Below are 12,617 nucleotides of genomic sequence, written 5' to 3'. Positions count from 1 at the left end.
CGGAGAAAACGTGGATTTCGCCACTCTCATAGGCCTTGTCGGCGCTATATTGCTCATCGCCTCTGCCGTCATACTCGGCACTTCCCCCAGTGTATTCATCAACCCCCCATCGCTATTGATTGTCGTGGGCGGAACGTTGTTGGTGGTGCTCTCCAAATTCAGTTTTGCGCAGTTTCTTGGCGCCTTCAAAGCCGCTCTTCGCGCTTTCAAGTTCAAGCTTCCGGAAACCCAGGCCAGCATTGAAGAACTTGTGGAAATTGCCAACGTGGCACGAAAGGAAGGCGTGCTCGGCCTTGAAGGCCGGGAAGTCAGTACGCCGTTTCTGGGTAAAGGTATTCAGATGCTGGTGGACGGCCAGAATGGCGAAACCATCAAGCAACTGCTGAGCAAAGAACGGCTGATGACCCTGGATCATAACCGCTCCGGAGCCAAAGTATTTACAGCCAAGGCTGATGTGGCCCCGGCTATGGGCATGATCGGAACCCTGATCGGCCTGGTACAGATGCTGTCCAACATGGAAGATCCGAAATCTATCGGCCCGGCCATGGCCGTTGCGCTCCTTACGACACTGTATGGCGCCATGATCGCCACCATGATCGCCACCCCCATTGCGGACAAACTCTCTCTCCGCATGACCGAGGAGGCACGCATTCAATCGCTGTACATCGACGCGCTGGTAGCCATTCAGGAGGGCACCAACCCAAGAATCATTGAGCAGATGCTTTCCAGCTACCTGCCCCCGAAGGAGCGGGAAAAGCTCGCCGAAGCAGAAGGTGCGGGTGGCTGAATCATGGACGAACTACCCGAAGAGGAAAAACCGGGCATTCCGGCATGGGTTGTCACCTTTGCCGATCTGATGTCCCTGTTGATGTGCTTCTTTGTACTGCTGCTGTCGTTTTCCGAGATTGATGCCCAGAAGTTCAAACAGATAGCAGGCGAGCTCTCCAAGGCCTTTGGAGTGCAGAGAGATATTGAAGCCCTGGACATTCCCATGGGGACCAGCCCGATCTTCGACAAGTTCTCGCCAGCCCCACCGGAGCCCACGGTCGTCAATCAGGTAAAACAGACGACATCCACCGAAGATCCTGAGCTGCAAACCCTGAAAAGCCCGACCATACAGGCCGTGCAAGCGGCCATGCAGGAAAAAGTGGATGAGAGCGCCAAAGAAATCATGGCGGTGCTCGAAGATGCCATCCAGGACGGCCGGGTTAACGTAGCCCAGGACCAGAGACGCATCGTAATCCGGGTAGAAGAGAAAGGGTCCTTTTCATCCGGCTCGGCCGAGCTGACCTGGGAGTTCGAGGGTATGTTGCTGGAAATGGCCGAAGTACTGGCTGATATCCCCGGACAGCTGACCATCGAGGGACATACCGATGATGTTCCCATCCGTACACAGCGGTTTTACAGCAACTGGGATCTGTCAGCCGCCAGGGCCGCCGCTGTCGCAAACGTACTGCTTTACACTGGCGAGGTAGACCCGACCCGCCTCGCAGTCAAAGGACTCGCAGATACGGTACCCCGGGTCGCCAACGACTCGGCTGAGAATCGGGCAAAAAATCGCCGCGTCGAGATCATCATTGACCTCGCAGGGCCGCTGCAAGAGCAGGAAATCGAGCTCCATCAGCTTATTGAGTCACAGGCGAGCGATCAGGAAGCCGTTATCGGTATCGAATCCGGCACCAAGCCGGCCGAACAGATCTCCTGGTAATGCCGGCAACCATTTCGGTGCGCTACCATGCAATATGCACATATTTAGTGCAAAAAAAGATCAGGATTATGCCCGCGTTCTCGCGGCTACCCGTGCAACGTACCAGAACCAAAGCAAATGCATTCTTTTGGAACACCTATTGCTTATTGTGCACCCCATCAATGCACAGAAGGCCCGTCAGAGGCCCAGATATAACATCAGGAGCAATAACCCGTGGACATCACGAGTGCAGTACAAACCCTGACTGAAAGCGCCAACACGCTTTTCATCCTAATCGGTGCCATCATGGTGCTGGCCATGCACGCGGGCTTCGCCTTTCTTGAGGTAGGTACCGTTCGCCACAAAAACCAGGTCAACGCCCTGGTTAAAATCATGACCGACTTCGGCATCTCAGCCGTCATGTACTTCTTTGTCGGTTACTACATCGCCTATGGCGGCCATTTCATGACCAGCGCTTCCGAACTGACGGCCGGCAACGGCTACGAACTGGTCAAATTCTTCTTCCTGATGACCTTTGCCGCAGCCATCCCTGCCATCGTCTCCGGCGGTATTGCAGAGCGGGCAAAGTTCTATCCCATGCTGATTTCTTCTGGCCTGATCGTCGGCTTTGTGTACCCGTTCTTTGAGGGGCTTATCTGGAATGGAAACTACGGCTTCCAGGGTTGGCTCGAGTCCCGGTTTGGTGCAAGTTTCCATGACTTTGCCGGCTCCGTTGTGGTGCATGCCGTTGGCGGATGGGTCGCGCTGGCCGCCATCCTCTTGCTGGGTGCCCGGAATGGCCGTTATCGCAATGGCAGGGTCGTCGCCTTTGCCCCATCCAATATCCCGTTTCTGGCTCTTGGCGCCTGGATTCTTACGGTTGGCTGGTTCGGATTCAACGTGATGTCTGCCCAGACTCTGGACGGCATCAGCGGACTGGTTGCGGTTAACAGCCTGATGGCCATGGTCGGCGGCATCCTGGTCACTATGGTGCTGGGCCGGAAGGATCCGGGGTTTATCCACAACGGCCCGCTGGCAGGTCTTGTTGCGGTCTGTGCCGGTTCCGACCTGATGCACCCGGTCGGTGCACTGATCACCGGTGGGGTAGCCGGCGCCATCTTCGTGTACCTGTTTGAATGGGCACAAGCGAAGATTGTACGCCTGGACGACGTTCTCGGTGTGTGGCCGTTACACGGGGTTTGCGGTGTGTGGGGTGCGATCGCCTGTGGAATCTTCGGGCAGCAATCTCTGGGAGGACTCGGCGGCGTCAGCCTGACCTCCCAGATCATCGGTTCCGTCGCTGGCGTGGTTGTCGCCTTTATCGGCGGCCTGATCGTCTACGGAGTGGTCAGTACAATCTCCGGACTGCGCCTGACCGACGAAGAAGAGTTCAACGGTGCGGATCTCGCCATTCACCGCATCGGCGCCAACGCCACGGACTAACCGCCGGCGTTACTCCTCAGCCCCCAGCGGCCGGGCCACCGTGCCATGCCGCTGGGCCCACCACTCCCGGCACTGTTCCAGCCAGGACAGCAAGGCCGGTATCACCAGCAATACCAGCAACGTCGACAGCCCAAGCCCAAACGCGATGGACGTCGCCATGGGAATCAGGAACTGGGCCTGCAATGACGTCTCGAACAGCAGCGGTAACAGGCCACCGATTGTGGTCAGGGAAGTCAGCATCACTGCACGTACCCGTTGCACCGCCGCCTCATTCAGCGCTTCGGTAATTCCCAGCCCTTTCTGCCGTTGCTGGTTGTAGAACGCCACCAGAATGATCGCGTTGTTGACCACGATTCCGGATAACCCGAACAGGCCGAACAACGACAGAATGGTTAACTGAAGCCCCATCAACCAATGCCCGATCAACGCTCCGACAAGGGCAAACGGGATGATCGCCATGACAATCAGCGGCAGACTCCAGGAAGCAAACACCCAGGCGAGGACCACATACATCAGCCCCAGACCAATCAGCAGACCGGTTTTCATATCCTCCATGGTTTCCCGCTGATCCGCCGCACGGCCCTCAAAACTGTAGCCGACGTTGTAGCGACTGGCGATATCCGGCAACGCCTCGGCCTGCAGGCTGCTAATGACCTGATCCGTGGTACTGACGCTGGTATTGAGGCCGGAGGTCACTTCCACCGCCAGCTTGCCATCCGCATGGCGCAATGCCTGGAAACCCTGGCGGTGATCCAGGTTCATGACCTGGGTCAGCGGCACGAAACGCCCGTCCGGCACCCGCACGGTCATACGGGACAAGGTGGAAAAACTCTCCCTCTGTTCCCGGGGCAACTGCACTCGCACTTCGATTTCGTCCCGTCCGGCCTGATAGATCTGCGCGACCCGGCCATCGAACGACGCCCTCAGTTGTCGCCCCAGATCTGCCGTCGTCAGCCCCAGCGCTTCACCATAGGCGCTGACCTGGTAGATCAGCTGTTCCCGGCCCCAGGGCATGTCGTCCTCCACATCAAGAACCCCCGGCAAGGTCGACAGCGCCTGGTTCAGTTCGTCTGCCGCCCGTTTGAGTGTGACCGCATCATTACCCGTCAGACGGACATTGACGTCCCGGCCTGGTGGTCCGGCCTGACGCTCGGAAATATTCAGGCTATCCAGACCCGCAGGCAAAGAAAGACGGCCACGCCATTCCGTGATGAATTCGGGGTTGCGCACCGAGCGCCGATCGGACGGCACCAGTTCAATCATCATCGAGCCCAGTTCGTCACCGGTCCGTGACGCCCCTTCCGCTCCGAGTGTTGCTCCCTCAGTGGTCACCGCATGCAGAATCAGATTCCCACCCAGGGCCTCTTCGGTCTCGTTCAGAGCCCTCTGCATCTGCCCCAGGAAAGCGTCAACCGTTCCCCGGTCCGTTCCCGACACAAAGCTGGCGTTGGCGTAAAACACCGACGGCTCCGGCGTCGGGAAAAAATTGAACCCGAGACGCCCTCCGGCCAACAGGCCGACGGTCACCAACGCCAGGGCAACGGCGCCTGCTACGGTCAGCCCCCGGTGCTTCAGGCTGGCAAGGGAAAATCGTCGAAAAGAGCCCTCACGGAAGCGATCAAAGCCCTGTTCAAACCCGTTGCGCAACCGGGTTACAGGATTGGGTTTCCTCTCAATGACAGTAGGTTCCTGACCTGCCACCTTCTTTCCCCGCGGCACAAAAGCGTGACGAAGGTGAGCGGGCAATACAATGAAACACTCCAGCAGGGATGCAGCCAGCACACAGATCATCACCGTCGGAATATCACCCAGGATATTCCCTATGACGCCTCCGACGACCAGAAGCGGCATGAACGCTGCCACTGTGGTCAGGGAGGAAGCAAGAACCGGCCACACCATCCGTTTGGCCGCGCCCTCGGAGGCGTAAATGGACTCTTCCCCCATCCTTGCATGAGCATCAGCGTCCTCTCCGACAACAATCGCATCATCCACAATCACCCCAAGGGCCATGATCAGAGCAAAGAGGGAGATCATATTGATCGAACCGCCAATCCCCCAGAGCACAGCCATCGCCGCAAGGAATGCTGTCGGGATTCCAATGGCCACCCAGAGTGCCACACGCCCCGGCAGGAACAGGTATAGAAGCGCGACCACCAGCAGCAAACCACCAAAGCCATTACTCACCAGCAGCGAGATGCGGTCATTCAGCAACTGCCAGGTTTCATCGTAGACCTCGAGATGCAGAGACGGTGGCAAGCTCATGCGGGTTTCTTCCAGCCAGCCATCCAGCACCTCCGCCGCAGCCAGCGAGTTTCCGTTTTCTGCCCTCTGGAGTTGCAGTTCCACGGCCGGAAAGCCATCCCGGCTGAGAGAAACCTGACTTTCCCGTGCCTCCTGCCGGATGATCGCGATGTCCCCCAGCCTTAGCTGAATTCGCTCACCACTGAGCACAGGAATATTTTCGAATGCCTGGGGACTACGCCGCTGCTCCACTGCCCTCAATTCCCGGGTGGCGTCCTGCTGCGCCATCATGCCCGCGGGTAAATCCCGGGAAACCGCACCTACCCGGTTAGCAATCTGTTCCAGCGACAGGCCAAGGGTTTCCAGCCGTTCCACCGGAACATCAATGCTGATTTGCTGTTCCGGCAGGCCGCGAATGGAAATCCGGTCGATCCCCCTATCCAGCAATTCGTCTTCATAACGATAGGCCAGGTCCCGAAGTTCGCTGCGATCCACATCCCCGAACACCAGCACCCTGGCCACCGGTTCATAACGCTCAACCCGTGTGACCTGCGGTTCCTCCGCATCGGCAGGCATGTTGGTAAATTCATCCACCTGCTGGCGCACATCGTCCAGAGCCTGAATCGGATTGGTGCCCTCGTGGAATTCCAGGGTGATGGACGAGACGCCCTGCGCCGACGTCGACGTCATTTTCTTCAGCTTGTCGACACTCCGGAGCCGCTGCTCCAGCGGGTCCGTAATGCCCTGTTCGACGTCTTCCGCAGATGCACCACTCCAGACCACGCGAACACTGACCACATCCAGAGCGAAGGTTGGAAAGAACTGGATGTTCATTCGGGACAGCGCCAGAGCACCTCCCAACAACATAACCAGCATCACCAGATTGGCGGCTACCCGGTGGTGGACAAAAAAGCCGATTACGCCCTTTCTGCGCCTCATTCCTCAGGCTCCCCCGCGAGATCCACTTTCAGTCCGGTAACCGCGTTTGGCAGATGGGTTGTAATCAGGCGGGCGCCAGGCACCAGATCCTCACCGGCTACGACCAGCTGCCGTTCGCCGTTGTCAGACCTTGCCTCACCAATCCGTTCAACCTGAACCCGCTGCATGCGGTTTTCACTGTTCATCAGATAGACCGCATCCGCCCCGTAAAGAGCACTGAACGGAATCGCCACGGACTGCGCCCGGGCAGGTCGCTCCAGAGTTACCGGCAACAAGGCACCCGGTCGCAAACCGGAAGCCTCGCCTGCCAGCGTCAGAATGGCTTCGGTTCCGGCCGGATCCGCCATCCCGGCAAACCGGGCCAGTCTGAACGCATGCCTGCCACCTTCGCTCCAGGCCCTCAGCTGTTCACCAGCGGAAAGCGCTGCCTGCAACTCGGCCCGGAACATTTCAGGTACGGTGGCACGAAGCTCCAGACCCTGGTCCGGATAGATCGTCAGCAGGGTCTGATTACGGGATACCTGGTCCCCTGGAGCCACCTGGACTCCTGTCACAACACCATCAAAAGGCGCAACGACCCGGGCTCTTTCTGCGTCCCGGCGGGTAGATTCCAGATTCGCTTCCGCCTGGGCCAGTCGGGCGTCAAGACTTTGCTTACGAGCCGGGTGCTCATCCACCGAACGCTGCCGGGTCCGCACCGTCAACTCTGCCCGGGCAAGCGCATCCGTTGACGACTCCAGCGCTTCCCTTGAGGCGAGATTTCGTTCGACCAGGGAACGGGTACGCTCAAGTTGTCGACGGGCATTGGCTTCAATCGCTGTCTCACTCTCCAGAGCCGTCAGATCGTTTCGGTAACGTACCTGCTCAGACCGGATCTGCGCCTGCAAATCCGCCACCTGGGCTTCGGCCTGCGCCAGTACCGGTTTGACGTCCATCTGATCCAGCGCTAACAGCAAATCGCCCTGATGGACCTGCTGGCCTTCCGCCACCGGCCGCTCGCCAATTCTCCCGGCAAGGGTTGCGGCGATGGAAACCTGATCCGGAGCAACCACTTCTCCATAAAGCGGCAACACCGGGGTATGGGTGCCGGGTTCCACTGTCTGGACCTGCACGCGCCAGCTGCGCTCTGTCGCCGTAACCTGAGCCGGTTCCGGGCGCGTCATCTTCAGCAATACAAAGCCGGCAATACCGATGGCAAGAATCAGGAGAGGGAGCAGTTTTCTAGACATTATTATCAGCCAACCAGAGTCATTGGAGCGCACCACACGCAATGCGCCAAATTACTATACAATCTACAAAGAACAAGGGATTAACCCCCAACACTCGGAGAACGCCGCCGTTGTTTCTCTATGCGCATATGAGCCTGATCACCATCACGCTGATCAATATCCTGATCGTGGCAGTGGTGGTGTTTATCCACCATGAAGCGCTCAACCGCCTCAGCAGCGTGCTCGCGCGGATGCGCCAGAGCCGTCATTTCCGTATGAGCATCGCCGTATTCGGCATCCTCGTTGCCCACACTATCCAGGTCTGGATCTTCGCCGCCGCCTACTTCGTCATGCACCATTCGGAGGAATGGGGTCAACTGGCCGGAAACTTCACCGGCAGCTTCCTCGACTGCGTCTACTTCTCCTTCGCCACCTTTACTACCGTGGGCTATGGCGATATCGAGCCACTGGGTGACCTGCGCTTTCTCACCGGTATCGAGGGACTGACCGGTCTGGTGCTGATCACCTGGAGCGCCTCATTCCTGTTTGTGGAAATGCAACGCTACTGGCCAACGCGGTAATAACAACGGCGGCCCTCATACCCACTTGCACCGGGCCAGAGTGTAGTACAGCAGCGGTACCACAAGGATGGTCAGAAGGGTCGACATCGCCAGCCCGAACACCAGCGAAATCGCCAGCCCGTTAAAAATCGGGTCGTTCAGAATAAAGTAAGCGCCCACCATCGCCGATATCGCGGTCAGGGCAATGGGTTTGACCCGCACTGCACCGGCGAGCACCACTGCCTCATCCAGCACCACACCTTCATCCAGCAGTTGCCGGATGAACACCACCAGCAGAATGGAATTACGTACGATGATCCCTGCCAAGGCGATCATGCCGATCATGCTGGTAGCGGTGAATTCACGGCCCATCAGCGCATGGCCCGGCAGGATGCCGATCAGCGTCAGTGGGATCGGAGCCATGATCACCAGGGGCAGGATGTAGGAACGGAACTGGGCGACCAGAAGCACGAAGATCATGAACACACCCACGCTGTAGGCGGCGTCCATATCCCGGAAGGTTTCATAGGTAATCTGCCACTCGCCATCCCACTTCAGCGTGCCTTTTTCCGGCAGAACCGGCTGGCGTATGAAGTACTGTTCCGGCGCGCCTTCCTGATGCTCCAGACGATCCACCATGTCGAACATGCCATACAGTGGTGAATCTATTGCTCCGGCCATATCTGCGGTCACATAGGTTACCGGCAGCAAATCCTTGTGATAGATGGCACCCTGCCAGTCTGCCTCGCGCACGTCCGCGATGCTGGCCAACGGCACCAACTGGCCAGTGCGGCTGCGCACCTGCATCGACAACAGAACCGGAATCTGAGCCTTGTCACCTTCCGTCAGAATCAAACGGACAGGCACCGGGTACTTGGCGTGTTCATCGTGCAGAAAACTGACACGACTCCCACCCAACGCCGTCTGCAAAGCCATCACAACCTGGGACTGCGCCACTCCGAGCCTGGCCGCACGGTCCCGGTCCACCACAACTTCCCATTGCCGGGTGGGCGCTTCCAGCGTGGTATCAATATCCACCAGGCCGTTCACCGCCTCCATGCCATCGGCCACCGCCTGGGCGAGCACAGCCCGGCGGTCTTCATCCACCGCGTAGACCTCAGCCACCAGTGGAGACATGACCGGCGGGCCAGGTGGTACTTCGACAATTTTGAGTTTCGCATCGTAGCGGTCAGCAATCACCTTGAGTGGCGCCCTCAGAGCCTGGGCGATGTCGTGGGACTGGCGCTCCCGATCTTCCGCAGCAATCAGGTTCACCTGGATGTCTCCGTGGTAGGGATCACCCCGCAGGTAATACTGGCGCACCAGCCCATTGAAGTTGATGGGAGAAGACGTACCTGCGTAGGTCTGCCAGTTGGCCACCTCGTCGACTGTTTCGAGGTACTGCCCCATTTCCAACAGCACCCGCTGGGTCTGCTCCATCGGCGAATACTCGGGCAGATCCACCACAACCTGCAGCTCCGATTTGTTATCGAAAGGCAGCATTTTCAGGATCACCGCCTGGACTACCGGCAGAGAAACGGCGGCCAGAGTGAGCCCTGCCACACCCAGGGCAAGCAGGCGCCGACGCCAGCGATGGTCGCCAAGAAAGGGCGACAATAAGCCCCGGAAAATCCTCAATGACAGAGGACTGACGCCATCGGCTGAATTACTTCCTTCACCGGAAGTTTCACCCTTGCGATGTCGTAACAGACGCAGGGCAAGCCAGGGTGCGACCACAAACGCCACAATCTGCGACAACACCATGCCCGCCGAGGCATTGATCGGGATCGGGCTCATGTACGGCCCCATCAGTCCCGAAACAAATGCCATGGGAATCAGTGCCGACATAATGGTCAGGCTTGCCATAATGGTGGGAGTGCCAACCTCCTCCACAGCAGCCGGGATAACCTCTTTCACCGGGCGGCGGGAATTCTGGATACGGCGATTGATGTTTTCGGTAATCACAATGCCGTCATCCACCAGAATGCCGATGGAAAAAATCAGCGCGAACAGCGACACGCGATTGAGGGTGAATCCCCAGGCCCAGGAAAACACCAGCGTCAGCAACAGCGTGATCAATACCGCAATGCCAACAATCAGCGCCTGTCTCCATCCCATGGCCGCCAGCACCAGCAGGACGACGCATACAGTCGCGGACACCAGGTCGCTGATCAGTTTCTGCGCCTTGTGGGAAGCGGTTTCGCCGTAGTTCCTGGTGGTCAGTACTTCAACATCATCCGGCAATGCCCGATTACGCAACTGATGCAGCCGAGCCTGGATAGCCGTGGTTATATCAACGGCGTTCTCCCCGGGCTTCTTGGCAATGGCCAGTGTCACTGCAGGGTAGACTTCGCCCGCAACCGCTGCTGAGGACGCAGGATGGGAAGGGCCGAATCCGGTCATCACACTCTGGTCTGCTACGGTACCGCCACGCCGAATGTCAGCGACATCCTCCAGATGGACCGCGGCTCCCTGACTCATCCCCACCACCAACCGGCGAACGTCTTCAAGGTTTTCCAGTAAGGTGCCGGCCTGCACCGGGATTGAGAGGTTATTGCGGGTAATCCGGGTTTCCTCGGTGCTGCTGTTGGCCGCCTGCAGGGCACCCGTGACATCACTGAGTGTCAGCTGAAAACCGGCCAGCAACGCCGGATCAAACCGTATATCGACGCGATCCGGTATGCCGCCGACGGTATACACATCCCGCGTACCCTCCACCCGTTTGAGCGCAACTTCCAGCATATGAGCCAGTCGAGTGAGCTCCTCACCGGAGTGTCGGCTGCTCGGGTCAAAGAGGGTCAGAGTCATCACCGGCACATCATCGATGCCCCTGGGTTTAATGACAGGCTGCAGTGCACCCAACTCAGGAGGCAGCCAGTCCTGATTTGAATAGACCTGGTTATACAGACGGACCAGGGCTTCCTGCCGGGGTACACCCACTTCAAATTGTACGGTGATCACTGCCTGCCCCTGCCGGGATACGGAATAGACGTGCTCCACCCCCTTGATCTCGCTCATCACCTGTTCCGCAGGCGTGGCAATCACGCTTTCCACTTCCCGGGTACTGGCTCCGGGGAACGCCACCATGATGTCGGCCATGGTGACATCAATCTGGGGTTCTTCTTCCTTGGGGGTAACAACGACGGCAAGAATGCCTAGCAGGATCGCCAATACCGCCAGCAGTGGGGTCAGACGATTATCCTGAAAGACCCGGGCGATCGCGCCGGAAGGTCCGACACGAGGCAGTTCGTCGCTCATTCCACTGCCCCCCGACCGCCGGACTGCATACCGAGCCGGTCACTACCCACCAGAGCAGAGGGATCACTCACCACCCGCTCACCCTCACTGACACCGGCAAGAATCTCAACCCGACCGTTTTCTGATACCCCGGTACGCACCTGCCGCAGCCTGGGCCGGCCCTGGTCATCCAGCACAAAAACCGCCCGGAGTTCACTGCGATAAACCAGGCTGCTGGCCGGTACCCAGAGGGTTTCCCGGCTGGTCACCGGCACCCCGACCTTGACCAGCATGCCCGGAAACAGCGATCCATTGGGTTCGTTGAGCTGCATTCTCAAACGGAAGGTGTGTGTGTCGGGGTCAGCATAGGGGTAGAAGGTCATGGCTCCGGTTTCCAGAACCCGGCCATCGGTCAACGACACCGTGGCCTGACGCTCACTGCGGGCAAGGTCGGCGTATTTCTGGGGCAGGTCCACCACGACCCGAAGCTGCTCCAGGGAGATCCCGCTCAACAGCGGCTGACCGGGGTTCACTGCTTCACCCATTTCTACATGGCGTTGTGTGAGAATGCCGCCGTAGGGCGCGACAATCCGGGTATAACCCAGCTGCTCCCGGGCTTCAGACAGGGCTGCCTCTGCCCGCGCTGCCCGCGCCTTTGCCGCCGCCAGCGCATTTTTCGCCTGATCATAGGCCTGCCGCGATACCAGATTGCGCTCATAGACGGATTCGATGCGGGCAAATTGTTGTTCCGCATCGATCAGCGCAGCATTAGCTTCCTGGACTCCCGCCTGCGCCTGGTTCACCTGCGCCTGCTGTTTGCTGTCTTCGAGTTGCAGGATCAGGTCCCCGGCAGACACCGAGTCATCCACATCGAACGGCAGTTTCTGGACCGTGCCACTGGTCTGGGCCGATACCGTGCTTTGCTGAACAGCTTCGATGACGCCATCCAGATGCACCGTCTCCTGCAGAAGATTGCGTTCCACCAGCGTATAGGGAAGGTCATTCGTCAGCGTTTGCGCCAAGGAGCCTCCGACGGGCACCAGCGAGACCAATGTCGCCCAGGCCAGGGCTGCAGCTATCCGAGTCACGGAACACCTCCCAAACACGTCAGAATCAACCAAATTATATGGAATTAGTTAATAATTAATGGTTATCAATAATCTCATAAAAAAAAGCCTCGTATGAAGATTAGTTTCACACGAGGCAGAATGTTACCCGCCGGCTATGAGAAGCGGGCAACCGCCATAACTGTCTTTCAGGCCCTTTCTCAGGCTTTTCCTCAGGCCTTTCCTCAGGCTTACG

8 protein-coding genes are annotated in these 12,617 nt (G+C 58.5%); 4 read left to right on the top strand and 4 right to left on the bottom strand.

What is annotated here, in order from left to right; translation table 11 throughout:
- Window positions 1-10 precede the first annotated feature (10 nt).
- The 3 genes from pomA to FWJ25_RS09170 all read left to right on the top strand — a co-directional run bounded on the left by pomA (window position 11) and on the right by FWJ25_RS09170 (window position 3,130).
- Window positions 11-787 (top strand): flagellar motor protein PomA, encoded by a 777-nt coding sequence (gene pomA, locus FWJ25_RS09180; protein ID WP_149599962.1) that lies wholly within the window; start codon window positions 11-13, stop codon window positions 785-787.
- A 3-nt stretch (window positions 788-790) separates the two neighbouring features.
- Window positions 791-1,708 carry a flagellar motor protein MotB gene (locus FWJ25_RS09175; RefSeq protein ID WP_149599961.1) on the top strand — a complete coding sequence of 306 codons (918 nt, stop codon included), beginning with the start codon at window positions 791-793 and terminating at the stop codon, window positions 1,706-1,708.
- A gap of 213 nt (window positions 1,709-1,921) precedes the next feature.
- Complete coding sequence (locus FWJ25_RS09170) at window positions 1,922-3,130, top strand: ammonium transporter (RefSeq protein ID WP_149599960.1); 1,209 nt, start codon at window positions 1,922-1,924, stop codon at window positions 3,128-3,130.
- Window positions 3,131-3,139: 9 nt separating this feature from the next.
- Here FWJ25_RS09170 and FWJ25_RS09165 read toward each other — a convergent pair whose 3' ends face one another.
- Both FWJ25_RS09165 and FWJ25_RS09160 read right to left on the bottom strand, forming a co-directional pair.
- A complete protein-coding gene (locus tag FWJ25_RS09165; protein ID WP_149599959.1) occupies window positions 3,140-6,310 on the bottom strand; it encodes an efflux RND transporter permease subunit in 3,171 nt (1,056 codons plus the stop codon).
- Entirely contained in the window at window positions 6,307-7,539 is a 1,233-nt protein-coding gene (locus tag FWJ25_RS09160) for an efflux RND transporter periplasmic adaptor subunit (protein WP_149599958.1), read from the bottom strand. The genes FWJ25_RS09165 and FWJ25_RS09160 overlap by 4 nt, the downstream gene beginning before the upstream one ends.
- A 134-nt stretch (window positions 7,540-7,673) precedes the next feature.
- Here FWJ25_RS09160 and FWJ25_RS09155 point away from each other — a divergent pair, with 134 nt between their 5' ends.
- Window positions 7,674-8,099 (top strand): potassium channel family protein, encoded by a 426-nt coding sequence (locus FWJ25_RS09155; RefSeq protein ID WP_188093607.1) that lies wholly within the window; start codon window positions 7,674-7,676, stop codon window positions 8,097-8,099.
- Window positions 8,100-8,114: 15 nt separating this feature from the next.
- On the opposite strand, the gene FWJ25_RS09150 is transcribed toward FWJ25_RS09155, so the two are convergent.
- Both FWJ25_RS09150 and FWJ25_RS09145 read right to left on the bottom strand, forming a co-directional pair.
- Window positions 8,115-11,336, bottom strand: a complete 3,222-nt coding sequence (locus FWJ25_RS09150; RefSeq protein ID WP_149599957.1) for an efflux RND transporter permease subunit — start codon at window positions 11,334-11,336, stop codon at window positions 8,115-8,117.
- On the bottom strand, window positions 11,333-12,403 hold the full coding sequence (locus FWJ25_RS09145; protein ID WP_149599956.1) for an efflux RND transporter periplasmic adaptor subunit: 1,071 nt from the start codon (window positions 12,401-12,403) through the stop codon (window positions 11,333-11,335). The genes FWJ25_RS09150 and FWJ25_RS09145 overlap by 4 nt, the downstream gene beginning before the upstream one ends.
- Window positions 12,404-12,617: the final 214 nt, after the last annotated feature.

Origin of the sequence: Marinobacter salinexigens (assembly GCF_008370345.1) — a bacterium.
GTDB classification, from domain to species: Bacteria; Pseudomonadota; Gammaproteobacteria; order Pseudomonadales; family Oleiphilaceae; genus Marinobacter; species Marinobacter salinexigens.
This window is presented reverse-complemented; position numbering and strand designations above follow the sequence as displayed.

What these genes read in the sequence shown, in the direction of transcription:
- FWJ25_RS09150 (WP_149599957.1), bottom strand. Translation starts at nt 11,336, where the DNA reads ATGAGCGACGAACTGCCTCGTGTCGGACCTTCCGGCGCGATCGCCCGG.
- FWJ25_RS09165 (WP_149599959.1), bottom strand. Translation starts at nt 6,310, where the DNA reads ATGAGGCGCAGAAAGGGCGTAATCGGCTTTTTTGTCCACCACCGGGTA.
- FWJ25_RS09160 (WP_149599958.1), bottom strand. Translation starts at nt 7,539, where the DNA reads ATGTCTAGAAAACTGCTCCCTCTCCTGATTCTTGCCATCGGTATTGCC.
- FWJ25_RS09175 (WP_149599961.1), top strand. Translation starts at nt 791, where the DNA reads ATGGACGAACTACCCGAAGAGGAAAAACCGGGCATTCCGGCATGGGTT.